Raw genomic sequence first — 25,243 nt, 5'->3', positions numbered from 1 at the left:
AAATGCAATCAACGCCTGAGCGCAAGACGTGCAGTTAACCAGCTGACAGTCATTACCGCAAAATCAACGAACAGCCATTGCCGTAACGAGCCGGTTTCGGACATGTCGTAAGGCAGCAGATACAATGCCAACCCGCTTAACGTTTCAGGCAGCGAAATGAACAGAAGCGCGACCGCATTGTTCAGAAAATGCAATGCAATAGCAGGTCCTAATGTTCCCGACCTTGCGGTCAAATCCGCCGCCAGCAGGCCGAAAATACACGCCCAAATGGCCACCAGAAGGGCATTCTCGCCGGTGACACCGGGCGCATAATGCCCTGCTGCGAACAGTACCGAAGGTACTCCCATCCAGATCGCCGGAGATCGGAATCTAGCCGCCAAGCATTGCTGGATATAGCCGCGAAACAGCACTTCTTCGGCGCTGGTCTGAATCAGGACCGCAATCACCGACACTGGCAGCAAAAGCAACCATGTGGACAGGGCCAGGTTTTGCGTCAGCGTCTCACCCATACCATAGGGTGGCAGGGCCGCCATGATCAGGCCCAGAATCACCAAGGCACGCAGGACCATCCAGAATTGTTGCAATAACAGGCGGCGCGGGCCAAGGATGGCGGCCAGAGACCGGTGCTGCATTTGACGGGCGGCGATAGCCACGCCCAGCGTCAGGAAACCGAAACTCAACAGCAGAATCAGCGCGGCCGACGTTGAGGTTCCTTGCAAAAGACCTTGCGCCTGATCTGGTTGAAGCAATTGCCCGACAAAGGCAAACAACACTGCGTTCAACGTCACATAGAGAACAAGGACAATACCCAGACCCGCCGCGAGGCGCCACAGTTCGGGCCGGGCGCGTGCGTCGCCCACAAGCCCCTCATGGGCGGCATATGCGTGAGGGTCAGGCATTGTTGCCAGAGCTTTCACCTTCGATGGATTGTGGGATTTCAGGGAACACCTCAGATGCGTGTTGGATGGTGTTGATCCTTGTGGACAACGTGGTCAGATACCCGGCAACGGTTTGCAGCAACTGAACCGCGACCGACGCATCGCTTTCGATCACAGCGCGCAATTCCTCTGCTCCGATGCGCAGGAACGTACAATCTGTGGCCGCTGTCAGATCCAATTGACGGACATCGCCGGTGATAATTGACAGATCGCCGATCAACCGACCGGGTTCAATGATTGATATAGTGCGCGTGCCACCGCTTTCATCGGTCCAGTCCAGATTGGCCTGCCCCTTGATGCACAGATACGCCGCGTCGGGTGCCTGCCCACGGGAAAAGATCATCTGCCCCGACGCAGCCTCGTACCATTGTGCCGAAAAGGCCAGCAGCCGCTGATTGCGCGCATCCAGCCCCGAAAACAGCTCGGTCGAGGATATGATCTGCAGCTTACGACTCAGATCAGCCGAGGCCCCGTCTTCGTGGTGGGTTTGGGTGCGCGAGACACCGTCAATCCGACCATCCTTGATCTCGATGAACAAGTCATAGGCCTCAGGGTGAGCAAAATGATCCTCCATGAAGATCATGATCGAGTCGGGCAACAATTCACGCAGCCGCAGACGTGTACGCAGACGGCTTTGGGAATCGTGGCTGGCCAATGCCTTGTCGAGGATCAGGATATCGGGACGTTTGATCCCCGCGCGGGAAAACGCCGCGCGCTCTTGAAACACGGTTGGCAGGTTGTTTCCGCCCAACCCGGTCGGCAGATCGTACAAGGTCGACGCGGCCCGACGGCGCAGGCCCGCCTCGTTTACGGCCTGAGCAACGACATCTTCGATCTCATCGGCATGGGCACCGGCCATCAGGGACACCCGGCCATAAATCGCATTCTCCATCACCGTCAGGCGCGGGATGTAGCTGTCGGGCGACAGCGGCACGAACATACCATCCAGCGCCCCACGAAGCCGTTCGGCCTGATCCTTGCGGATTGACAGAATCTTGTCCTTGTATTCCTCGGGAAAATCCGGGCCGATCTGCTCAGCCGTCAGCAGGAACGGCAGCGTCAGCAGCAACGCGCGCTCATCCTCGGAAATTCCGTTGTCTCCTCTCGACTTACGCCGATCCTTGATGTCGAGCAGACGGTGATACATGTCCTTGGACATCCCCAGACGCAGGAACAGCGGGTGATCGGTGCCGTCGCGGCCAAAGGCCTGATCCAATGTTTCCATCACGGCGCTGGCCATGGACATGGCGTCATCGGCAAGATCATGCATCCCAAGCATGTTCTTGAACCGCCGATCATCCGCCATAGACTCGGGCGTGATATCCCGAGACGGGGTCGCATAGAGCAGGTTACCCCCCAAAGGAACAGCCGGGTTAAAACGATCCGGGTCGAACCGGTAAACGTGTTGGTCCAGCCCTTTTTCCTGCAGCTTTTCCGCAATCGTCCCCCGCAGGTTGACCACGTCCTGCGCCAGATCGGGATGCAAAATGGGATCAAATTGTGTGCGCAGGGTACGGCGCAGCATAAGTTCGTCAGTACCCATCGCTTCGACCAGTTGGAACCACCAGGCGCGAATGTCATCAACATCATCCAGCCCGGCAAGCCCCGGATCAATCCATTCATCCGTCAGCGAATCCGTCGGGTTTCCGGCGCGGGCAGCTTCGATTTGCCAGCGAGTCGGCGCCACGGCGGCATCGGCCTCATGCTGAGGATGCGGACGCAGGGGCATCAACAGATTGTCGCCCAGCGTGCCGTCGAACAGATAGGGCCGCGAATAGGCATAGCCGATCCGGGCCGCAATCACGACCTGATGCAGGTCTTTCAGATTGTGGCCCGCCATGATCACGTCGCCCTGCACCGGCAGGACTTCGCGGGTCAGGACCTGCGCCAGCGCATTTCGTTCCGCGGCATGGGTCGATTGGATGGCGACCCGCGCACCCTTGGGTATGGTCAGGTCGATATCTTCCAGAATGGTCTTGCCGTCATCATCGCGCACGGTGACGTTTCGCAACTCGATATCGCCCGTCAGATGCGGAATAGTCTCAGGCTCACCCACGAACAGATTTTCAGGGATCATGTTTGAAGGCGCAAAGCGTTCGGTCACGACCTCCCACCGCAGGGACATGTCCTGTACCTGATTGTAGTAGGTCAGCAGGTCCTTCCACGGGCCGCTCAGATCCTTATAGGCCCCAAGTGCAGCAACCAGCGCCCCGACTGTCACCTCACCCGTGATCGCCAGATAGCCGCCTACCGAATAGAACAGAAACGGCGTCATCTGCGTAATCAGGTTGTTGAGGAACTTCATGAAGAACTTCTTGTTGTAGATCTTGAACCGGATCTCGAACAAAAGCCCCAAACGATGACTGAACTGCGCCTGCCGATACCGCCAGCCGCCATTGGTGCGCAGATCGCTGATCCCAGCCGCACTTTCGCCAATTTCTGAACTGAGGTTGCGGACCTCTTGAATACGTTCCTTGTTCAGCAGGTTGATCTGGCGTTGCAACTTTGGAATCAGCCAGGCCTGCAGAGGGATCAGAGCCACACTGGCAAGACCGAACCAGACGCTCTGCATGAACAGGAAGGTGACGATGGTCATCATCTGCCCGAACTGGAACACCGGCTGCGCGATCGCGTCGCCCATCAGGCCACCCATCGGTTCGGCCTCAGAAGTGATCATCGACACCAGCTCACCCTGGCTGGTGGTGGCGAAATAGGATTTCGGAAACCGCATCGTGCGATGGATCAAAGTGAACCGCAAACGGCGCAACATGCGTTCAGCAAGGATGCCCTTCATCGTGTTGATGCGCATTTTCATCAACCCGCTGGCAATCACGGTTGCCAAAAAGGCGAAACACAGGATCAACAGATACTGCACCTGCGTTACCGAGAAGCCCAGGAAAGTCACCGTATCACTGGGCGCGCCAATGGCCCCGTTGATGATCTGCTTGGGCAACTCCAGCGAGGCATAGAGGAACGGGAATGACAGAACCGTCAGAAACAGCAGCACAAGCTGTTGTTTCTTCGAATGTTTCCATATGAAAGCGAATAGAGTGGGTTCCATGCCCCGGCCTTGCCTCAAATCTATTGGATGCGTTTTCGGATGATCCACTGCAATCAGGTATCAGACGGTACGCACTGACCTTTACGATTGCAAGAATGGCTGGGCTAACAGGTTTCAAATCGATTGCCCATCCGCCCCATTAGTCACAAATTCGCGAGATTTGCCCCCCAGTATCGTTTATTCTCCTTTAAACCCTGCGTTGTCTTTGACTAAACAGGGTCACACTTTGAATGATGGGGCCATGGGCAGACTTCTGGATCGCTATATTCAACGCCGCGCCGTCGAACGCTGGCGTCAGGCCCTGCGTGGTGCGTCTGCTGCGCCTGAACCGCAACTACGGCAACAGCGTGATGATGCGCGCAAGCTGCGCACGCATCTGCAGTTGCTGATTCATGAGGCCGACAGCCGTCTGGCCCGACCTCGAATTGGGTCGACCCAATTCCCAAAACCCCTTGGCACCGATTGGTGCTGGCGACCGGATCTGTGGCGCGGGCCATTGGCGCGTCCGGGTGTGGCCTCGGCCGCACGAAAGGCGCAGATGGACCGGCAGGTGACCTTGTTCCACGACTGTTCCCTGGCCGAAATAGCAATGCGGCAGACCCGGAATTCCCGCGACAAGGATCTGGCCGCATATGGGATGACAGTTGAAGTGTTCGGGTTTTCCGGTTCTTTCCTGTCCCTGTCTGTGGAATTGCCCTACGAGGCTGCTCAGGGCCTGACCAAACAGCATCTCATGCGTGTGGATACCCTGATCGAGGCCGAGCAGCCGCTTGAGATATTCGCCCGTCTCAACATCCAGCACGGACCCAACGCTGAACAGGTTCTGCGCAAGCTGGACCTGTCTGCAAGCTCCTGCTCAGTCGATTTCGATCTGGCACATTTGCCCTTGAATGAGTCGCGGATCGAGAAGATCTGGCTGGACCTGATCTTTGAAAACCCGCAGATGAATCGCGTTTCCCTGCGCGATCTGACCTTCTGCCGCCACCATCGCGCCGATTTGTAAGAGGTTCGGCCATGACGCAACCGACATTGACACCCATCCGGTTCGAGAACGGCCTCTGGCAGGGTCACCTGCAAGCCGAGGTGGCGGTTGAGGTTCTGTACTTGGGCGAACCTTTGGAAGACGTGCGCGTGACACCAGCAGATGACGGATGGGCACTGACTGTCCCTGTACCCGTGAAGGCACTGTCCGATGGCGTGCATTGCTTTGTCATCGTGGACGCAGGCACGTCCGAAAAACTTGGCGATTTTACCATTATCGCAGGCGCCCCGGCAGCGGATGATCTTCGCGCTGAGGTCGAGCTGCTGCGCGCGGAACTGGATATGCTGAAACGGGCATTTCGGCGGGCGCAGAGCGTGGGCGAATAGCCCGTATAGGGCCAAGTCCCTATCTTTTCATCAGAATCCCGTGCATCCTTGAGCGACCCGCAGCAACTTGGGCAAGCTCATGGATCGCAGCAGCATCATTAAACTCATCGCGCTGATGGTGACGGGGTTCGGGATCGGCATCGACTTTACCGGCGCGTTGATCCTGGTTCCGGCTATCGAAAACAGTTTCGACGCCGATATCACCAGCACCCAATGGGTTTTGAACATCTATGCCCTGTTCTTTGCCATGACGATGGTTGCCGGGGGGCGGCTTGGCGACATGTACGGGCACCGCAAGTTGATGCTGATCGGCCTGTCGATCTTTCTGTTTTCCTCAGTCATGTGTTTTGTATCGCCTAGCCTGGATTTTCTGATTGTCTCACGCGCATTACAGGGGATCGGCGCGGGATGTGTCTGGCCCTGCACGCTGGCCTACGGCGCCACCAAAGTCTCGCGCCCTGAACATCGCGCCATGATCATGGGGCTTATTCTGGCAGGCGTCACATGCGGTAACGTCATCGGCCCGCTGATCAGCGGTACGGTCGTGAACCTTGGGGATTGGCGGCTATTTTTCCTTGCAAACGTGGTGTTTGCGACCATTTCGATGGTCACCGCCTTAGTGTTGATGGAGCGCGAAACCCAGCACAAAAAAGGCGAACACATCGATGTCGCAGGTATGGGCGTACTGTCTTTGGCTGTCCTGCTGTTGCTTTATGGGTTGGACGTGGGTGCAGATTGGGGCTGGACCTCATCGCCGTTGCTGATGTTGTTCTTCGTCTGCGCTGTTCTGTTCGTCTTGTTCCCACAAGTGGAAAAACGAGTGAAAGAACCCCTATTGCTGCCCCAGATGATGGCAAACAGAGAGTTTCGCATCACGCTGGGCCTGAACATGTTCAATGTCTCAGCAGCGTTCGTAGGGTTGATGTATTTCCCCCAATACATGCAAAAGGTATTGGGCTGGTCGACGTTGCAATCTGCATTCGGGTTGGCCCCGCTTACTGTTCTGCTTGCCGTGGGGTCCATCTTGTCGGGCAAACTGTACAACGATTTCGGTCCCAAACGGCTTTTGTTCTGGGGTTACCTGTGCGCCACTATCGGTGCGGCCAGTGTTGTCGTGTTGCCCGCAGGGTTGGGCTATTTTCAGATTCTGCCCGGTATGGCGATGATTGGGTTGGGGGCCACGCTGACGGTTGGCCCATCAGGCACCGCTGCGGTTTGCGCGGTGAAACCGGAACGGGCCGGGTTGGTCGGTGGGCTGAGTTTCATGACACACCTCGTCTATGGTGCCATCTCGGTGGCCTGCGCGACCGCGATCATGTATCTGGCCAGTCTGCGCAGCCTGGGTGAACGTCTGGCGACCGCCGGGATTGATATGTCGGAATCCGATCAGCGGGCCATCAACGGCGGGACGCTGACCACAACCTCTGCACGCGCGATCATGGACAAACTGGGCACGGCCGAGGCCGAAAAGGTCAAAACCGCCATCACCGCAGCGTTTGACACTGGCATGAACATGGCGTTCATTTTCGCCACTGTGTCAGTATCTGTCGGCGTCTTATTGGCGATGTTGCTGGATGAGGAAAAGCTGCACAAAGTGGAAAGCTGATCCACCAAAGAAAAAGGGCCGCCTGATTGGCGGCCCCGTTGGTTTACTGCGACGGCCCGTTCGGGTTGAAGGCCGACAAACCTTTGAGGATATCGATGGCATAGGCCATTTGGTAATCCTCTTCCCGAAGCTCAGCTGTGGCTTCGGCCCGGGCGCGGTCTTCCTCGATCTGACGAATCTCATCTTCGCTGAGGCTGTCATTGTTCAGGCTGCCGCGCAGGTCGGCTTCGGACCGGGCGGGACGGTTCGAATCTTCCTCTTCCGAATCCGGCACCGGGCGCGGTTGCTCGACAATGATGTCGGGGCTGACGCCAAGCGCCTGGATCGAACGACCCGACGGTGTGTAATACCGCGACGTAGTCAGGCGCATGGCCCCGTCGCCACGCAGCGGCATGACCGTCTGAACAGAACCTTTGCCAAAGCTTTTGGTGCCGACCACGATGGCGCGGCGGTGATCCTGCAAGGCACCGGCAACAATCTCGGACGCCGAGGCCGAACCCCCATTGATCAGAACCACAATCGGCTTGCCTTCGGCCAGATCGCCTGGGGATGCGTTGAACCGCTCGCCCTCGCCCGGGTCGCGGCCACGGGTAGACACGATCTCACCCTCGTTCAGGAAGGCATCGGAAACCTTGATCGCCTGCGTCAGCAGACCGCCCGGGTTGTTGCGCAGGTCCAGAACAAAGCCATTGACCTTTTCGATGCCACCAGCCTCTTCGATCTGTTCGTTCAGCCCTTCCTGCAGGTTGGGGAAGGTCTGGTCGTTAAAGGTGGTCACTCGCAGCACGACGCTGGTGCCTTCGGTGCGGGCACGCACAGCGGTCAGCTTGATCGTGTCGCGAATGATCGTGACGTCAAAGGGTTCCTGTTCCCCTTCGCGCACGACCGTAATCACGATTTCCGAACCCACAGGTCCGCGCATAAGATCCACCGCCTTGTCCAGCGTCAGGCCCAGAATGCTTTCGCCATCGACATGGGTGATGAAGTCCCCAGCCTCGATCCCAGCCGCATCCGCCGGGGTGTCATCGATCGGAGAGACAACTTTCACAAAGCCCTCTTCCTGCGTGACTTCGATACCCAGACCGCCAAATTCGCCGCGTGTCTGCACGCGCATCTGTTCAGCATCGTCAGGCGACAGATAGCTGGAATGCGGGTCCAGCGATGTCAGCATTCCATCAATCGCTGCTTCGATCAGCTCCTCGGGCTCTACCTCTTCAACATATTGCGCACGGATGCGTTCGAAAATGTCCCCGAACAGATCAAGCTGCTCATAGACGCTGGCCTTGTTTTCGGCCTCTTGTGCCAGCAGGGGTCCTGCGATCTGAGTAGTTGCGAGTATGCCTGCCACGGTTCCGGCCAAACCGGCCATCACAAATTTCTTCATATGTATTTATCCATCCTTGCTGGTCCGAAACCACGATTCCGGGTCCACGGGGCTGTTATCCTGTCTTACCTCTATATAGAGCGTTTCTGACCGGTCAGTTCCAGTGCCATCACTGCTTGTTGACAAAATAGCGCCGATTTCGGGCGTTTCACCAGGCATCAAGCCGACCGGAGTGCCCTCGGGAATCACCTGACCGGGGTTGCCGTAGACCTCTTGCAGCCCCGAAAATACGAATAAAAGACCGGGTTGAGGCTCTAGGATGACCAGATTCCCCAAATCCAGCAGCGGCCCGCGATAACGTATCGTAGCCGCAGTCGGCGATGTCACAATCGCGCGTGGACGTGTGCCCACCACCACACCCGGGCGCTTGACCCCTGCTGCATCCGTGTCACCAGCGCGGTGCAGCACAACACCCTGAGCGGGCAAGGCAACTTCACCCTTGCGCTGTGAAATATCCGCGTTGGTTTCAGCAATCTCCCCTTCTGAGATTTCCGACAGTCCGCTGGCAAACCCTTCCAGCGTTTCTGTGGACGAGATCAGGATCGCCGTTCGAACCGGATCTTCGACAAAACGCACTGGCAAATCGGTCCGATCTGCTATGGCGGTACTGAGTTTCGTACGCGCGGTCTGCACGCCGGTCAGACCTTCGGTCAGTGTATCAGCGGCGCTTTGTTGTAGCTGCCGCAGGGTCTGGACCTCTTGCAGGTCGTGGGCCAGTTCTTGCGCGCGAGCGTTCAAACCTGGCGTGACCTCGGACAGCATCATACCTGCGCGGGCCGATCCCAACGGGCCAGAGGGGTGCAGCATCAGAACCGGTGGCGCGGTTGTTTCGATGGTTTGCAACACGCCCAGCAACTGCGCAATTTCATCCTCGCGGCTGCGCAATTCAGTGGTCAACTGTGCCTCGCGCGTGGCGGCGCGGCGCAGACCCTCGCGCATGGCGGTCAGACCGGCCTCATAGGCCTGAATGGTTTCGGTCAGGGCACGCACGCGGTCACGGGCGCTGTCGGCCTCGGTCAAAGCGACGGATGCATCTTCCAGCATTTGCGCCGCATTCAGCGCCGCTGTGGACGGGTCGGTCTGGGCGTGGACCGGCGTCGCAAACAGCACTGCCCAAAGAAGCGCGCGCAAGGTCATAACAACAGACTCTTGCCGGTCATTTCGGGTGGCTGTTCAAGGCCCATCAACTGCAACAGGGTCGGTGCCAGATCGGACAGACGCCCATTGCGCAACGTGGAACCTTCCGGCCCACCCACCAGCGCCACGGGAACGGGATTCAAGGTATGCGCGGTGTGCGGTCCGCCGGTTTCGGGATCCACCATCATTTCACAATTACCGTGGTCGGCAGTGATGATCATCGCACCGCCTGCCTTTTTCAGCGCGGCAACCACCTGTGCCAGGCCCTGGTCCACCGCCTCGCAGGCTTTGATTGCGGCTTGAAGATCACCGGTGTGACCCACCATATCGGGGTTGGCATAATTGGTGACGATCAAGTCGTACCCGGCCTCAATCGCCTCGACAAACTTGGCGGTAACCTCGGCCGAGGACATTTCGGGCTGCAAATCATATGTCGCCACTTTTGGTGACTTCGGCATATAACGATCTTCACCCATTTCGGGCGTTTCTTTTCCACCGTTGAGGAAAAACGTAACATGCGGGTATTTCTCGGTCTCGGCCAGGCGGAACTGACGCAGCCCCTGTTTGGCGACCCATTCGCCCAGCGTGTTCACGATATCGCGCTTTGGGAACACGGTTGTCATATAGGCATTGTGACCGTCCGAGTATTCCACCATCCCCAATAGCGCAGACAGGTGCGGGCGCGGACCGGTGTCGAAATCAGCAAAATCCGGCTCGCCAATCGCGCGTAGAATCTCGCGCGCCCGATCAGCGCGGAAGTTGAGGCAGAAAACACCATCGCCATCACTTACGCCGTCATAGCCTTGTAGAACCGTCGGCACAATGAACTCGTCGGTTTCCGACTGGTTATAGGCGTGGTCAACCGCACCGTGGGCTGTGGCCGCAGTCCGCCCCTGCCCCTTGATCATCGCCTGAAAGGCCTCACTGACGCGTTCCCAGCGGTTGTCGCGGTCCATCGCGAAATATCGCCCGCTGACAGTCACAACGCGCGCACCTTCGGGCAGTCGGTCCTCAAGCTCGGCAATGTAAGTGAAAGCCGATTTCGGGGCCACATCGCGCCCATCCGTGATCGCGTGCAGCGCGACAGGAACGCCCGCATCGGTGATGGCTTTGGCCGCTGCGATGATGTGGTTCAGATGCCCATGCACCCCGCCATCCGAAACCAGCCCCATCAGATGCGCTGTACCACTCGCGGCCTTCACCTTGGCGATGAAGGCCTGCAGGGCGTTGTTGTCGAAGAATGAGCCATCTTCGATCGCCAGATCAATCTGACCCAGATCCATGGCCACGATGCGGCCCGCGCCAATATTGGTATGGCCGACCTCGGAATTGCCCATCTGACCGCTGGGCAGGCCAACATCGGGCCCGTGCGTTATCAAAGTGGCATGCGGCCCGTTGGCCATGATTGCGTCGAACGTAGGGGTATTGGCCAGATACGGCGCGTTGGCTTTGGTGTCCTCGGACAGGCCCCACCCATCGAGAATGCACAGGACAACGGGTTTGGGGGCGGTCATTATAGCTCTCCGGGTTTCTGCTCTTGGTCGATCTTTTACCGCCTGACCATCGGCGGGTGAACCGCCTTTTGACCTGTGGTGGGCAGATTTAATGCCGGGGCGGTTTTTCATTGCCGAAATATTCGGTGAATGGCCGAGCCTTGCGCCCCCGGTACTTGACGGTCAGATCCAGCGGGGCATCGTTTTCGTCATAGACCCCGACAACAACACCCCTGCCGCGGCTTTTGGTCCGCATATCGATCAGTTGTTGTTCCGAGCGCGTGGTCCGTTGCGAGGCGCGGCGCGTCCACGCGAAAAGGTAATCGTACATACGGTCGATAATTTCGGCATGATCCGCGCTTTCACCAAGATCGATCAACTCGTCCGGGTCGTTTTCCAGATCAAACAGGATTGGCCGATGGCCACCTTCACAATGGATCAGCTTCCACTTTTTGTCGGCAACCATGAACATCACCGCATCCCGGACCGAGGCGTTCAGCGTATCGGCAATCGGTGAGGCCGAATAGTCATATTCACAGATCACCACTTCGCGCGCGGTCTCTTCCTGCTGCCCGTATAGGATCGGCAGCAAGGAATGCCCTTCGAGGATGTGCAAAGGCGCATCGCCCCCCGCAACCTCCACAAAAGTCGGGGCAAGGTCGATGGATTCGACCAGCGCATCACTGACAGTACCGCGCGTGGCGTCGGCCTCGGCTGACGGGTCGTAGATGATCAGGGGCACTTTGGTCGAGGCATCGTGGAAGAAGGTCTTCTCCCCCATCCAGTGATCGCCCAGAAAATCCCCATGGTCCGAGGTCAACACGATCATCGTATCGTCCATCTGGCCGGTTTTCTCCATCCAGTCGAACAGGCGGCCCATCTGGTCATCGGCCTGTTTGATCAGGCCCATATAGGCGGGGATCACCGCCTCGCGCACATCCTGGCGCGAGAATGTCTGGCCGATCTTCGTGTCCATAAAGGCCCGCAGCACTGGGTGGGCTTTTTGGCGCTCGACCTCGGATCGCACCACAGGCAGCACATGTTCGGGACCATACATCGAGGCATAGGGCTCGGGCACGATATAAGGCCAATGCGGCTTGATGAAGCTCAGGTGACAACACCATGGACCGTCCTGCGATTGCATAAAGTCTATTCCGCGACCCGTCAGATACGGGGTTTCGCTGTCTTCTTCGGCTATATTGGCGGGTTCGGGGGAATTCTTCAGGAACCAGCCCGACAGGACGTTGCCATCCGCATCCAGCCCCGAGTTGGCAAAGTCGTGCCAGGGGTTGTCGCTCTCATATCCCTTGGCGCTGAGGTATTTATTGTATTCCCTGGCCCCGTCCGGATCGTAAAACCCGTCCGGCCCCTCGGGACGCATCCCATCATCGCGTTCAAACACGTCAAAGCCGCATTCTGCCACGCGGGCACCGATCAGGCTGTCGGGTTCCAGCCCCAGCCGTGCCATGCCTTCGGCATCCGCACGCATATGGGTTTTGCCGACCAGCCAGCACCCCATCCCGGCCTTGCGAAGATGATCGCCCATCGTCATCTCGCCCACTTTCAACGGGATGCCATTCCAGGACGCACCATGCGAATGCACATAGCGCCCGGTATAGGTCGACATGCGTGAACTACCGCAAATGGGGGACTGGATAAAAGCCCGGTCAAACCGCACACCCCGCGCGGCCAAACGATCAATGTTCGGAGTGTGCAGATGCGGATGGCCGTAGCAACTCAGATAATCCCAGCGCAGCTGGTCGAACATGATGAACAGAATGTTTTTGGCTTTGGCCAACGCGGCACCTCCCCGATAGTCAGGGACTTAGTTAGCCAATTCCCGGCCCGCAGCGAAGCGTAATTTATGCCTCGGCCTGCCGCTCCATCTGTTCCAGCATCTTCTTGGCGCGTTTGCACTGCAACTGATCACGCAGCGGGCTGTCAGGATCAATGTCTTTGTGGCAGACCACACATTTGTCCGCGCCGGAGATCGCGTTCAGGCCACCACAACTGCCTTTGATGGTTTTGCCCATCAGCATAACACCCAACGACATACCTACCATCACAAGGGCAAGCAGAATAAAGGCCAGAATAAAGGTGCTCATTGTGGTACCTACCAGTCAGTTGGTCTCAAGCGCGTCTTTGAACGCGGTGCTGTGTACCGTGATATAGGCATCTTCGCCACCCGTCACATCCCGCGAGATGAAATACACAGCAAGTTTATGTTCTTCGGCCAGCTCAAGGCCCTTTTCCTGCCCCAGCGCAAGCATTGCGGTTGCCCATGCATCCGCCATCATAGCGTTTTCAGCCAGAACAGTCACCGATGTTGTCCGATGCGTGATCGGGCGCCCGGTTGTTGGATCGATGATATGCGAATACCGCACACCGTCTTGTTCAAAGAAATTCTTGTAATCGCCCGAGCTGGCCATGCCCAGATCGCTGACCGACACAATCAGCTGATAGGTCTGCGCTCCCGCTTGTGGCTTTTCGATACCGATGCGCCAGGCCTCGCCCTTGTCGTTCTGCCCCATGGTGACCAGATCGCCACCGATCTCGACCAGATAATCTTCAATCCCGGCGTCGCGCAGGGTCTTGGCCACCGCGTCGATACCATAACCCTTGGCAATAGCGGACAGGTTGATCCCAACACCGGGTTCGGATTTGGTCAGCGTTCCCGCCTCGGCATCCAGAGTTAGCAAACGCCCCTGCCCGACACCGTTGAGTGCTTTCAGAATTTCGACATCCGCAGGCACCGGGTCTTCCGGTTTGCGGGGCCCAAAGCCCCACAGTTCGATCAAAGGTCCAAGGGTGACATCAAAGGTGCCGCCGGTTTTTTCATGCACATCATTCGCGGCAGCCATCACCTGTGCGAATTCTGCGGAAACCTGCACCGGTTCGGTGCTTGTCGCGGCGGAAAAGGTCGAGACCTCGGAATTTGGGTCCCAGTTGGACATCTTGGCGTTAACGTCTGCAAGAGTTTCTTCGACCGCCACAGCCAGCGCGTTTTCGTCCAGGTCCTGGCCAATTGCTGTGATGTTGAAGGTTGTTCCCATCGTTTCGCCCGATAGGCGAACCACCTCTGGCTCTTTGTCGAACAGACAGCCGGACAGCAAAGTGACGAAGGCCAAAACTGGCACAAGACGCATGGGGCGATCTCCTGGAAAATCAGTGTCCGGCATATGCCAGCCACCCCCGCCAGAGTCAAACCGACTTCACAGTTTCAGCGGCAAAAAGCCCAGTACCAAAAGGCCAATTCCTGCCGGCACACCAAACAGCCAGGCCCGTTTCTGCCATCCCGGCGGCTGCTGTTTCCACGTCTTGCGGAAATTATGGCCGCACACGACCACCACAAAGAAAATCAAGGCAGCCACCGGCGGGGTAAGATACAGATCGTTCAAAGGCTTAAGCGTCCTTTTTTTGATGGGGGTTTCTGCCGATCAGCGCAATTGCACCCTATACAGGTCGTTTAGCTGCGCTAAGGTAAAAGGGAAAGACTTTGCAAGAACCACGAAGGAGATTGCCCATGGCCCCGACCTCTTACCAAGCCCCCAAACGTGGCGACAAGGCTGACAAGACCACGTACAGCCAATCGACTGAATCGAACTTGTCGCATGCGCAGACAACTGTGGCCAAGCTGATGGATGGTAAAGGGGATGCGGTGTTTTCGGTCCGCCCGAACGATACGATCCATTCGGTGGTCAATACGCTGAAAGAAAAGCGGATTGGGGCTGTGCTGGTAACCGACCAGAACGGCACATTGCAAGGCATCCTGTCCGAGCGCGACATTGTACGGCGCATGGCGGATACGCCCGGCCAGACGTTGCCTCAAGCGGTCGAGGATCTGATGACGCGCGAGGTCAAGACTTGTTCGCCGGACGATCTGCTGGATGATGTTCTTAAAACCATGACCGACGGTCGGTTCCGCCACATGCCAGTGCTTCGCGATGGCAACCTGTGCGGCGTGATCACCATTGGAGACGTTGTGCATTTCCGTCTCAAAGAGCTGGAATACGAGGCGCTTCGCATGAAGCAGATGATCGTCGGCTAATGGCTTTGATCTAGAAAGCCAGCAACCTTGCGGCTTAAAAAAAACCGGCGCTGAATGCGCCGGTTTTTCGTTTCCTACCCGCCGAAATCGTCGAGCATAATGTCTTCGCGGTCCACACCCAGATCCAGCAGCATGTTGATGACCGACTGGTTCATGATTGGCGGGCCACACATGTAGAACTCACAATCTTCGGGCGCGGGGTGGTTTTTGAGGTATTCCTCGAACAGCACATTGTGGATGAAGCCGGTATAGCCTTTCCAGTCATCCTCGGGCTGCGCATCGGACAGGGCCACGTGCCATTCGAAATTGTCAAATTCCTTGGCCAGCGTGTCGAAATCCTCGACAAAGAACATCTCTTTCTTGGATCGCGCACCATACCAGAAGCTGATCTTGCGGTCTCGGTTTTCAAGACGTTTGAGCTGGTCAAAGATATGGCTGCGCATCGGCGCCATACCGGCACCACCACCGATGAAGACCATCTCTTTTTGCGTGTCGCGGGCGAAGAATTCGCCGAACGGACCCGAAATGGTGACTTTGTCGCCTGGTTTCAGATTGAAGATGTACGACGACATCTGACCCGCCGGAATACCTTCGGAACCCGGAGGCGGTGAAGCAACCCGGACGTTCAGCATGATCATGCCTTTCTCATCCGGATAGTTGGCCATCGAGTAAGCGCGTTCGATCGGTTCATTTACCACAGATTCGTACTGCCACAGATTGAAGCGATCCCAATCCTCGCGGTATTCCTCTTCGACGTCGAAATCAGTGTATTTCAACTGGTGCGCGGGGGCTTCGATCTGGATGTAACCACCGGCCCGGAAATTTACATCCTCACCCTCGGGCAGGTCCAGCGTCAGCGCCTTGATGAAGGTCGCCACGTTCTCATTCGAGCGGACGGTGCATTCCCATTTCTTGACGCCAAAGACCTCTTCGGGGACTTCGATATCCATGTCCTGTTTGACCGCAACCTGACAGGACAAACGATCGCCGCATGCAGCCTCACGCTTGGTGATGTGACTTTCTTCGGTCGGCAGGATCGACCCGCCGCCCGAATGCACCTTGACCCGGCATTGCGCGCAAGTGCCGCCACCGCCGCAGGCTGATGGGACAAAGAGCTTCTCAGCCGCCAGCGTTTGCAGCAACTTGCCGCCTGCGGGCACCGAGATGGTTTTTTCGCCATTGATAGTGATGTTCACATCACCGGTGGATACAAGTCTGGAGCGTGCCGCCAGAATGATCGTTACCAGCGCGATAACGATCAGGGTAAAGAGGATGACGCCAAGGCTAAAAGTTTCCATTCGTCCCTCCTTAAAGTTTCACGCCCGAGAAGGACATAAAGGCCAGCGCCATCAGTCCTGCGGTGATGAAGGTGATCCCCAGACCCTGCAGGCCGTCAGGAATATCCGAATACTTCAGCTTTTCCCGAACCCCTGCCATCGCGGTGATCGCCAGCGCCCAGCCAAAGCCCGAAGACAGACCATAGGTCGCGGCTTCGGCAAAGTTATAGTCGCGTTCCACCATGAACAGCGAACCACCCAGAATTGCGCAGTTCACCGTGATCAGCGGCAGGAAGATCCCCAGCGCGTTGTAGAGCGGCGGAAAATACTTATCCAAGATCATCTCTAGGATCTGCACCATCGCCGCGATCACACCGATATACGAGATAAGGCCAAGAAAGGTCAGGTCCACATCCGGGAACCCGGCCCAGGCCAGCGCGCCCGGTTTCAGCAGATAAGTCAGCAGCAGGTTGTTGGTAGGCACGGTGATCGCCTGAACCAGCATCACCGAAATGCCCAGACCCAGCGCGGTCGAAATCTTCTTGGAAACGGCGATGAAGGTACACATCCCCAGAAAGAAGCTTAGCGCAAGGTTTTCGACAAAGATGGCCTTTACGGCCAATGAAATCAGACCTTCCATTAGTGGGCCTCTACCTGCTGAATTTTGTATTCACGTTCTTCAACCTGGCTCGGCTTCCACGTGCGGAAGGCCCAGATGATCAGACCGATGATGAAGAACGCCGATGGCGGCAGCAGCAGCATGCCGTTGGGCACATACCAGCCACCATTGTTGACGGTTTGCAGAATGGTCACGCCAAACAGCGACCCCGCCCCGAACAATTCGCGGAAGAAACCGACCAGCAGCAGGATCAGGCCATAGCCCATCCCGTTGCCCAATCCATCGATGAACGATGCGACCGGAGGGTTCTTCATCGCAAACGCCTCGGCGCGGCCCATCACGATACAGTTGGTGATGATCAGACCGACAAACACCGACAGGGTTTTCGAAATCTCAAAGGCATAGGCCTTGAGAACCTGATCCACCAAGATCACCAGCGAGGCGATGATCACCATCTGCACGATGATCCGGATCGAGCTGGGGATCTGGTTGCGCAGGCACGAGATAAAGAAGGACGAGAACGATGTCACGAAGGTCACCGCCAGTGCCATCACGAACGACACCTGCAGTGACGAGGTCACCGCCAAAGCCGAACAGATGCCAAGCACCTGCAGGGTGATCGGGTTGTTGTCGACAAGCGGGTCGACCAGCATTTCTTTCTTGGTCTGGGACATCAAATCTCTCCTGCTTGCAGTTTGGCCAGGAACGGAGCGAAGCCCGCATCACCCATCCAGAATTTCACCAGGTTATCGACACCAACCGAAGTCAGCGTGGCACCGGCCAGCGCGTCGACGTAAAAGTCGGGGCCAGCTGCCGGTTGCGATTTCGCAACGGTAATCTGCAGATCACCCGCGTCATCACGCAGTTTCTTGCCGCTCCACAACGCTTTCCAGCGGGGGTTGTCCACCTCGGCCCCAAGGCCCGGCGTTTCACCATGCTGATAGAATTGCAGGCCGTAGATATCGTTGCCGTTGTTTTCCAGCGCGATAAAGCCATAGAGCGTGGACCACAGACCATAGCCGTGCAGCGGCAGGATCACCTTGTCCAGATCGCCCGCATCATCACGCAGCAGGTAGATCACGCGATACTTGGCCTTGCGGCCGATCCCGGCAGGGTCGTCGTCCAGCACAACGCTCAATTCGGGGTCGCTTGCGGCAGCGATGTCATCGAAAGTGGCCGGATCAAACTGGTCATCGACGAATTCGCCGGTGGACAGTTCCACAACATGCGGCTCAAACGCGGCGAAGGCTTCAGTCACGTCGACGCCGGGTTCATAAACACCCGCGACCTGCAGGACGTTGATCTGCTTGTCCTTCAGCTTGTTCGCTTCTTGCACGGGGCGCAGACTTACAGCAGCCGAGGACACGACCATCGAGGCGACAAGGCAGACAGCGACGGCGATAAAAATCGTCTTGCCGACCGAATCCGGCGAGGCTGCCAGGAACTTGGCAATCGCCCCCTTGGGTGCCTCGTTATTGTCTGGGGATTGCGTATCAGACATGGCGACGCGCCCTCCGTTTGATGTTGGCCTGAACGACGAAATAGTCGATCAGCGGTGCAAAGACGTTGCCGAACAGAATGGCCAGCATCATGCCTTCGGGGAAAGCCGGGTTAATCACACGGATCATCACAACCATGACACCGATCAGCGCGCCATAGATGTAGCGGCCCAGATTGGTGTGGCTGGCCGAAACCGGTTCGGTGACCATGAAGGCCAGACCAAAGGCATAGCCACCAACGACCAGGTGCCAGTACCACGGCATTGCAAACATCGGGTTAGTGTCCGAACCGATCAGGTTCAGCAGCAGGGAAAAGACGATCATGCCCCCCAGACAGCCAACGATCAGGCGGAAGTTCGCAATACGTGTCACCAACAGGAAACCCAGGCCAATCAGACAGGCCAGTGTGGAAGTTTCGCCAAAGCTGCCCTGCATGAAGCCCATGAAGGCATTCCACCAGGTCAGTCCTTCGGCTGCCAGCGCCTGATAGCCTTCGGATGCTGAAACCGACAGCGCAGTTGCACCTGAAAAACCGTCAACCGGGGTCCAGACCGTGTCACCCGACATATTCGCCGGATAGGCGAAATACAGGAAGGCACGCCCGACCAGCGCAGGGTTAAGAAAATTCTTACCGGTACCGCCAAACACCTCTTTGCCGATGACCACACCAAAGATGATGCCCAATGCCACCTGCCACAGCGGGGCGGATGCGGGCATGATCAGCGTGTAAAGCATTGAGGTTACGAGGAAACCTTCATTGACCTCGTGCCCACGCACGGTGGCGAAGATCACCTCGAAAATACCGCCCGCAACCAGTGTGACAATGTAGATCGGCAGGAAATACATCAATCCGTGCATCACGTTGGCGAAGATGCTGGACGGGTCCAGCGAGATGCCAAATGCCTGTAGGATGGCGATACGCCAGCCAGTTGCCGCATCCGGGCCAAGGGCTGCAATTGCACTGTTGGCTTGATAGCCGGTATTCCACATCCCCCACAGGATACAGGGGATCGTCGCGATCACGACATAAGTCATGATCCGCTTCATATCTATGTAGGACCGCGCGTGCGGTGCGACGGTGGTAACGGTTTTCGGAGTGTAGATAAAGCTTTCTACCATCTCGTAGATGGGGAAATACTTCTCGTACTTGCCGCCTTTGGTAAAGTTCGGCTCGATCCGATCGAAGAAGCTGCGCAAACCCATTTGGATCAGCCCTCCTTTTCAATCTTGGTCAGGCAGTCGCGCAGCGCCAGCCCGTATTCATATTTCGCGGGACAGGCAAAGCCGACAAGGCCCAGATCCTCTTCGTCCAACTCCATCGCACCCAACGCCTGGGCGCTGTCAGTATCCATCACCAGCAGCGCGCGCAGCAGTTGTGTTGGCAGATAATCCTGCGGCATCAGCCGCTCAAACACACCCGTCGGCACCATCGCGCGGCGACCGCCGTTCAGGTTGCTGGTGAACTTATAAAGCTTGTGAGAAAACGCCGAGCCCAGCACCGGTTGAACTGAGTATTTCGACGGCATCGGACGAATCCAGCCCATTGGAATCTGGTCGTGATCTTCGCGGATGATGCTGATCTGACGCGCGAAACGTCCCAGATACGCGGTTGGTCCTTCAGCCTGCGTACCTGACAGGATCGACCCCGAAATGATGCGCGGAGTGCCATCCACGTCGATCTCGTCGTTGGTCAAATCGTCGGTCGAAGCACCCATGACGGTGCGGATCAGACGCGGCTGACGCGCGGCCGGGCCGCTGAGTGCGATCACGATGTTCGGATCCAGATGACCGGACTGCATCAAGCGACCAATGGCGATCACGTCCTGATAACCGATGGTCCAGACCTGCTTGTCCCCCGCTAGGGGCTCAAGGAAATGAATATGCGTCCCGGCCAATCCGGCGGGATGCGGGCCCGAGAAAGCCGCAGCTTCGACCCCCGGCACTTCCGCGCCCGGAATGGCGTCGCCTTCCTTGTGGCACAGATAGGTCTTGCCTTCGGTCAGCTTGGTGATTGCGGCCAACCCGGCTGCAAAGGCCTCACCGGCATCGGCAATGATTACGGCCGCGTCTGCCGCCAACGGTTCACTGTCCATGGCGGTGACGAAAATCGCGGCCGGAGTGGTACCCGGCATCGGCAATTTCGAATAGGGCCGGGTACGGAAGGCGGTCCAAAGACCGGCCGCGCACAGCTTTTCCGTCACGCCTTCGGCACTGTCCGCATTGCCCACACCCGAGAAATCAATCCCTGTATCGTTCGGGTCCGAAACCTCGATCACGACGCTCTGCAATACACGGCGCGCACCGCGATTGATTGCCACGATCTTACCACTCAGCGGGGCGACCATCATCGCCTCGGGCGCATCCTTGTGGCAGAACAACGGCGTACCGCGCCGAACCGCGTCACCTTCCTGCACCAGCATGCGCGGTTTCAGGCCTAGGTAATCCCCGCCCAATACCCCAACGGTTTTAAATTCAGGTCCCGGCTGGATGGTTTGATCCGGCGCGCCTTGCACCGGCAGCTCCAACCCTTTTTTCAGTTTGAAAGTTTGCATGTTGCTACTGTCTTCCAAGCCTCTTTATCTGCGCCGGTTAGACCAACACTTTAACAGTGTCGGACAATAACGCAGGATTTTTTAACAGTCGTCGCAAAAGCGTCGAAATGCGTCCAAATTCCGCGGGCGTAACTCCGATTTGGGCTCCTTTACGCGGGGATGATGCTAAAAGCAAACCCGTTGCCGCCAAAATCACACAATGATTTTCACTTTCCTTTGAAATGTTTCCATTTTAGCGCCCAAAAATTGCTGGTCGCGCCCAGTGCCCTTCCAGTGTAAGCACGCCCAATGGAACAGACGCGCGAATTTGAGATTTTTCTGGTGGCCACCCCCGGGCTTGAGGCGCCTTTGCAGGCCGAAGCCGTCGAAAAGGGATTCGCAGATGCCAAAATTGTACCCGGCGGGATAAGCTGCCATGGCGGTTGGCCCGAGGTTTGGCGAGCAAACCTGTGTCTGCGCGGTGCCAACAAAGTACTGGTCCGGATGGGCAAGTTTCCGGCAGTACATTTGGCGCAGCTCGACAAGCGGGCGCGCAAGTTCCCCTGGTCCGAATTTCTGCATGCCGACATCCCGGTCAAGGTTGAGGCTACAAGCCGGAAATCCCGCATCTATCATGCCGGGGCCGCCCGCCAAAGGGTCGAGCGGGCGATCTCCGAAACGCTGGGTGCGCCGATTTCGTCCGACGCCGGGCTGCGCGTGTTGCTTCGCATCGAAAAAGACATTTGCACCTTCTCGGTCGATACCTCTGGCGAGCCCTTGCACAAGCGTGGCCACAAACCGGCGGTGGCCAAGGCCCCGATGCGCGAAACCATGGCTGCTATGTTTTTGCGCGAATGTGGTTTCGACGGGGCTGAGGCTGTTCTGGACCCGATGTGCGGTTCGGGTACTTTCGTTATCGAAGCGGCCGAGATCGCAGCCGGGCTGAATCCAGGCCGATCCCGCTGTTTTGCCTTCGAAGACCTGCACGGATTCGATTCGCGCGCTTGGGCCGAACTGCGCAAAGACGGACCGCCGGTAAACTTGGACACTGTCTTTTACGGCTCGGACCGGAATGCCGGGGCCGCCGAGGCCGCCGCCACCAATGCCGATCGAGCTGGGGTTGCCGCACACACCCGGTTTCAGTGCCGGTCGGTCAGTGACATCAAGCCGCCACCGGGCTCCACGGGTCTGGTCATCGTCAACCCGCCCTATGGTGCAAGAATCGGGGACGAGAAACGCCTGCGCTCTCTGTACGGCAGCCTGGGCAAGGTTCTGATGTCGCGGTTCAGCGGCTGGCGGGTGGGTATCGTGACCAGCAATCAATCACTAGCCCGGGCCACGCGCTTGCCTTTGCTCCCTGCCGGGCCAGTCGTCGATCACGGTGGCACGAAAATCCGGCTGTACCGCACGGATCCCCTACCCTAATTGCTAATGCAGCGGTGGCGCAAAGGACAGTTTCTGCTGGGCACGAAATCCTGCATTTGGTCCCATAATCCCCTTGCACATCCGATTCCTCGGGTATAGATCACCCGCCACGGTCGGAGTGTAGCTCAGCCTGGTAGAGCACTGTCTTCGGGAGGCAGGGGTCGGAGGTTCGAATCCTCTCACTCCGACCAATATCATCTAACAGACTAACAGATCTAAACGGTGCAACCGCGTCTCTACTAATGATGCGTTTGCTGTTCGGCAGTAAGTTTGGCCGAGAGCGATCTGCTCATCGCGTCCGTATCAAAAACCAAGTTTTTTAACATCCGTTCCAACCACTGCAATGCGCCCGAGGTCAGAAGAAACGTCTCGGGCACCGTCACCCATTCAGCAATCCAAACGCCACCGGATCGTTCGTGTTCATGCAGGGTCAGTTCGCCTATTTGCTCGGCGCGTTGGCGCCCAAGGCGGGCTACGGCTTCGCCGAATTCCGATGCACGTTGGTTTCGTTTGTGGGCCATTGCGGAAGACGCGCCTTGACCAGGTTCCTGAACCTCAAGAAATTCTCCGATGTCAGACGACGACAACTGATTGACGTTATGTGCAATTTTACAAAGCGTCCCGCACAGCGCACCTAGGGCAGTGATGATGTCAGCCACCCCGTCCCGCGCATTCTGCCAATGAGGCTCGACCACATTCAGTCCAAGAGATGCGGCGATACCTTGTTTGATGCGCTGACCGGTCCCGCTTTCATAGCCACGCAAATCGCCAACAGGTCCACCAATCTGGACATTCAACCCACGTCCTGACGCATCTTTCAGCGCCTGTGAACGGCGTTCAAGTTCCGATCGCCAAACCAATAACTTTGTGGCCAGCTGAATCGGCACTGCGAATTGCCCGTTTGTGCGACCCATCATCATTGTGTCGGGATGAGAAGAAATATGATGATCAATGGCCGCGATAACGCCATCCAGAGCGTCTTGAACAAACTCTAGCCCCAGCCTCATCTGCAAAGCCATCGCAGTATCCATAATGTCCTGCGTGGTAGCACGGAAATGCACATAGGCGGCGTATTCCGGAAGGAGGGTGCGCATCTGTTTGACCAATCCGACAATCGGGCGACCGACAAACATCATTTCCTTTTGCAGATCGGGCTTGTTAAGATCGCAGATTGACAGGGAATTTATTGCCTTCGCCGCCTCATCTGGGATCACGTTGGCCATTGCCTGATGCTCGGCTAGCACCTGCTCCACGCGCAACCAGGCCGAGATGACTGTATGTTCCGACCAGATGGACCGCATGTCGGCGCTGGAAAAACAATCCCGGTAGATACCATAATCAAGCATCTCCAAGCCCTCCTTGTGCGATCCGGCGTTCCTTGACGATACCGCGAATTCGGAATGCCATCGCCGCAAGCCCGACCAGCAGGAACGCAAGCGCGATGGGGCGTTCCACAAAGACCAACGCCCCACCTTCGGACATCAGCAACGACTGGCGAAAGGTTTCTTCCGCGCCTTTGGCCAACACAAAAGAGATGACGAATGCGGCAACATTGAAATCAAATTTGCGCATCAGCCAACCGGCGAAACCTGCAACTGTCATGACGGTCACATCAAACATCGACCCACGTGTGGAATAGGCAGCCACAAACGAGGTCAGAAAGATCAGCGGATAAAGAACATTGGTAGGTATCTTCAGGATCAACCGCGCAACCTGCGTAGCCCCGAAATAGCCGATCAGACCGTAGGCAAGAATGCCAAGCATTCCACAGGCGAACAGTTTATAGACCAGTTCCTTATCCGTAAGGAACAGGGTCGGGCCAACCTGAATGCCGTGGATCAGGAAAACACCCAGCAGGATTGCACCGATGGTTGAACCCGGAATACCAAGCGTCAACAGAGGTGCCATTGATGGGCCGGAAACCGCGTTATTGGCGGCCTCGGGCGCGGCCACGCCTTCCAGCGCGCCCTTGCCCCACATTTCCGGGTTATTGGCGCGGCGCTTGCCTTCACCATATGAGATGAACGCGGCAATGGCTGAACCCAGTCCAGGCAGAACACCGATGCCCGCACCGATGAACCCGCCTCGGAAGGCGTGCGGCAGGCAGGGTTTGTACTCTTCCCATGTCAGAGTGTTTCCGTCCGCCGTGCTTTCGTTCTCTTTGGTGTCACCCGTGGCTTTGCGCCGGGTTTCAAGCTGTGCAAAGACCTCACCCAGAACGAATACGCCGATCATCAGCGGCACAAGACCGATGCCGTTGGACAGCTCGAATGAGCCGAACGTATAGCGTTCTTCGCTTGAAATCGGATCCAGTCCGACCATTGCAATCAGGATGCCCATCAGCGCCGACGCCAAACCTTTGACGATGGAGTTTCCGATGACCGATCCAATCACCACAAAGGCTGCAAAATAGATGGCGAAGGTTTCCGGCGGGCCCAGTTTCAGTGCAATGGCCGCAATGAAACCGACGCCAATGACCAATAGAATGTCACCCATCAAATCCCCGATGATCGATGAGATTGTCGCCACCTTCATCGCTTTGCCCGCCTTGCCGGCGCGTGCCAGCGGATAGCCGTCAATCTGGGTCGCCGCGCTGGCCGCAGTACCGGGCGTATTGAACAGGATCGCCGCAATCGACCCGCCATAGCGGCCGGATTTTCCGATCACATAAAGAAAGGCGAGCGCAAAAATCGGCGACATGTAAAAGGTAATGGGCAACAGCATGGCAATCGCAGCCGATGCCGTGAGGCCGGGCGTGGCACCCACGATCATGCCAACAACCGCAGCAAGGACAATTGCAAACAGCAGCGTGGGGTCTGTGATAACCGAAAGAAGTGCGGGAAAGATTTCCATAGTG

Annotated in this window: 22 protein-coding genes and 1 tRNA gene; 6 read left to right on the top strand and 17 right to left on the bottom strand. The window is 57.3% G+C overall.

Annotation, left to right across the window (positions count from 1 at the left end; all coding sequences use genetic code 11):
• Positions 1 to 8: 8 nt before the first annotated feature.
• A complete protein-coding gene (locus ACR0M2_RS15675; protein ID WP_170361657.1) occupies positions 9 to 899 on the bottom strand; it encodes a CPBP family intramembrane glutamic endopeptidase in 891 nt (296 codons plus the stop codon).
• Positions 892 to 3,999: an ABC transporter transmembrane domain-containing protein gene (locus tag ACR0M2_RS15670; RefSeq protein ID WP_480689037.1), complete on the bottom strand. Its 3,108-nt coding sequence runs from the start codon at positions 3,997 to 3,999 to the stop codon at positions 892 to 894. The genes ACR0M2_RS15675 and ACR0M2_RS15670 overlap by 8 nt, the downstream gene beginning before the upstream one ends.
• A 241-nt stretch (positions 4,000 to 4,240) precedes the next feature.
• Here ACR0M2_RS15670 and ACR0M2_RS15665 point away from each other — a divergent pair, with 241 nt between their 5' ends.
• The 3 genes from ACR0M2_RS15665 (at position 4,241) to ACR0M2_RS15655 (ending at position 6,973) form a co-directional block, all read left to right on the top strand.
• Entirely contained in the window at positions 4,241 to 5,002 is a 762-nt protein-coding gene (locus ACR0M2_RS15665) for a DUF6478 family protein (protein ID WP_170376866.1), read from the top strand.
• 11 nt (positions 5,003 to 5,013) lie between these two features.
• Positions 5,014 to 5,367 carry a hypothetical protein gene (locus ACR0M2_RS15660; RefSeq protein WP_170376868.1) on the top strand — a complete coding sequence of 118 codons (354 nt, stop codon included), beginning with the start codon at positions 5,014 to 5,016 and terminating at the stop codon, positions 5,365 to 5,367.
• 79 nt (positions 5,368 to 5,446) lie between these two features.
• Entirely contained in the window at positions 5,447 to 6,973 is a 1,527-nt protein-coding gene (locus ACR0M2_RS15655; protein ID WP_480705904.1) for an MFS transporter, read from the top strand.
• A 43-nt stretch (positions 6,974 to 7,016) separates the two neighbouring features.
• Here the strand turns inward: ACR0M2_RS15655 and ACR0M2_RS15650 are convergent, their stop codons facing one another.
• The 7 genes from ACR0M2_RS15650 to ACR0M2_RS15620 form a co-directional block, all read right to left on the bottom strand.
• Positions 7,017 to 8,357, bottom strand: coding sequence for a S41 family peptidase (locus tag ACR0M2_RS15650; RefSeq protein WP_170394663.1), 1,341 nt, complete (start codon positions 8,355 to 8,357; stop codon positions 7,017 to 7,019).
• A 6-nt stretch (positions 8,358 to 8,363) separates the two neighbouring features.
• Complete coding sequence (locus ACR0M2_RS15645) at positions 8,364 to 9,494, bottom strand: murein hydrolase activator EnvC family protein (protein WP_480705902.1); 1,131 nt, start codon at positions 9,492 to 9,494, stop codon at positions 8,364 to 8,366.
• Positions 9,491 to 11,008, bottom strand: coding sequence for a 2,3-bisphosphoglycerate-independent phosphoglycerate mutase (gene gpmI / locus ACR0M2_RS15640; protein WP_480705900.1), 1,518 nt, complete (start codon positions 11,006 to 11,008; stop codon positions 9,491 to 9,493). Before gpmI ends, ACR0M2_RS15645 begins: the two co-directional genes overlap by 4 nt.
• 88 nt (positions 11,009 to 11,096) lie before the next feature.
• On the bottom strand, positions 11,097 to 12,785 hold the full coding sequence (locus tag ACR0M2_RS15635; RefSeq protein ID WP_480705899.1) for a sulfatase-like hydrolase/transferase: 1,689 nt from the start codon (positions 12,783 to 12,785) through the stop codon (positions 11,097 to 11,099).
• A 64-nt stretch (positions 12,786 to 12,849) separates the two neighbouring features.
• Positions 12,850 to 13,092 (bottom strand): (Na+)-NQR maturation NqrM, encoded by a 243-nt coding sequence (gene nqrM / locus ACR0M2_RS15630; RefSeq protein ID WP_170350034.1) that lies wholly within the window; start codon positions 13,090 to 13,092, stop codon positions 12,850 to 12,852.
• 15 nt (positions 13,093 to 13,107) lie between these two features.
• Positions 13,108 to 14,133, bottom strand: coding sequence for an FAD:protein FMN transferase (locus ACR0M2_RS15625; RefSeq protein ID WP_480705897.1), 1,026 nt, complete (start codon positions 14,131 to 14,133; stop codon positions 13,108 to 13,110).
• A 66-nt stretch (positions 14,134 to 14,199) separates the two neighbouring features.
• Positions 14,200 to 14,385, bottom strand: coding sequence for a hypothetical protein (locus ACR0M2_RS15620; protein WP_170361640.1), 186 nt, complete (start codon positions 14,383 to 14,385; stop codon positions 14,200 to 14,202).
• A 125-nt stretch (positions 14,386 to 14,510) separates the two neighbouring features.
• Here ACR0M2_RS15620 and ACR0M2_RS15615 point away from each other — a divergent pair, with 125 nt between their 5' ends.
• A complete protein-coding gene (locus ACR0M2_RS15615; protein ID WP_170350031.1) occupies positions 14,511 to 15,035 on the top strand; it encodes a CBS domain-containing protein in 525 nt (174 codons plus the stop codon).
• A 74-nt stretch (positions 15,036 to 15,109) separates the two neighbouring features.
• Here the strand turns inward: ACR0M2_RS15615 and nqrF are convergent, their stop codons facing one another.
• From nqrF to ACR0M2_RS15585, 6 genes are read right to left on the bottom strand one after another with little or no spacing between them, the layout of a single operon-like run.
• Positions 15,110 to 16,333, bottom strand: coding sequence for an NADH:ubiquinone reductase (Na(+)-transporting) subunit F (nqrF, locus tag ACR0M2_RS15610; RefSeq protein ID WP_170516240.1), 1,224 nt, complete (start codon positions 16,331 to 16,333; stop codon positions 15,110 to 15,112).
• A 10-nt stretch (positions 16,334 to 16,343) separates the two neighbouring features.
• Complete coding sequence (nqrE, locus tag ACR0M2_RS15605; protein WP_170350029.1) at positions 16,344 to 16,952, bottom strand: NADH:ubiquinone reductase (Na(+)-transporting) subunit E; 609 nt, start codon at positions 16,950 to 16,952, stop codon at positions 16,344 to 16,346.
• On the bottom strand, positions 16,952 to 17,605 hold the full coding sequence (locus ACR0M2_RS15600) for an NADH:ubiquinone reductase (Na(+)-transporting) subunit D (RefSeq protein ID WP_170350028.1): 654 nt from the start codon (positions 17,603 to 17,605) through the stop codon (positions 16,952 to 16,954). Before ACR0M2_RS15600 ends, nqrE begins: the two co-directional genes overlap by 1 nt.
• Complete coding sequence (locus ACR0M2_RS15595; RefSeq protein ID WP_480705895.1) at positions 17,605 to 18,432, bottom strand: Na(+)-translocating NADH-quinone reductase subunit C; 828 nt, start codon at positions 18,430 to 18,432, stop codon at positions 17,605 to 17,607. The genes ACR0M2_RS15600 and ACR0M2_RS15595 overlap by 1 nt, the downstream gene beginning before the upstream one ends.
• Complete coding sequence (locus ACR0M2_RS15590) at positions 18,425 to 19,633, bottom strand: NADH:ubiquinone reductase (Na(+)-transporting) subunit B (protein WP_170350026.1); 1,209 nt, start codon at positions 19,631 to 19,633, stop codon at positions 18,425 to 18,427. Before ACR0M2_RS15590 ends, ACR0M2_RS15595 begins: the two co-directional genes overlap by 8 nt.
• A 5-nt stretch (positions 19,634 to 19,638) precedes the next feature.
• Positions 19,639 to 20,982 (bottom strand): Na(+)-translocating NADH-quinone reductase subunit A, encoded by a 1,344-nt coding sequence (locus tag ACR0M2_RS15585; protein ID WP_480705893.1) that lies wholly within the window; start codon positions 20,980 to 20,982, stop codon positions 19,639 to 19,641.
• A 288-nt stretch (positions 20,983 to 21,270) separates the two neighbouring features.
• Here ACR0M2_RS15585 and ACR0M2_RS15580 point away from each other — a divergent pair, with 288 nt between their 5' ends.
• Positions 21,271 to 22,386, top strand: a complete 1,116-nt coding sequence (locus tag ACR0M2_RS15580) for a THUMP domain-containing class I SAM-dependent RNA methyltransferase (protein WP_480705891.1) — start codon at positions 21,271 to 21,273, stop codon at positions 22,384 to 22,386.
• Between the two features lie 114 nt (positions 22,387 to 22,500).
• Positions 22,501 to 22,577: transfer RNA gene (locus ACR0M2_RS15575), tRNA-Pro, on the top strand.
• A gap of 48 nt (positions 22,578 to 22,625) precedes the next feature.
• Here ACR0M2_RS15575 and ACR0M2_RS15570 read toward each other — a convergent pair.
• The gene (locus ACR0M2_RS15570) at positions 22,626 to 23,732 is read right to left on the bottom strand and encodes a lyase family protein (protein ID WP_480705889.1); all 1,107 of its coding nucleotides are present in this window, start codon (positions 23,730 to 23,732) and stop codon (positions 22,626 to 22,628) included.
• Positions 23,725 to 25,239 (bottom strand): tripartite tricarboxylate transporter permease, encoded by a 1,515-nt coding sequence (locus ACR0M2_RS15565; protein ID WP_170412145.1) that lies wholly within the window; start codon positions 25,237 to 25,239, stop codon positions 23,725 to 23,727. Before ACR0M2_RS15565 ends, ACR0M2_RS15570 begins: the two co-directional genes overlap by 8 nt.
• Between the last annotated feature and the right edge of the window lie 4 nt (positions 25,240 to 25,243).

Source organism: Ruegeria sp. BE10 (assembly GCF_056538905.1).
Note: the sequence above shows the minus strand (reverse complement) of the source record. Positions and strands in the feature narration are given on the sequence as shown.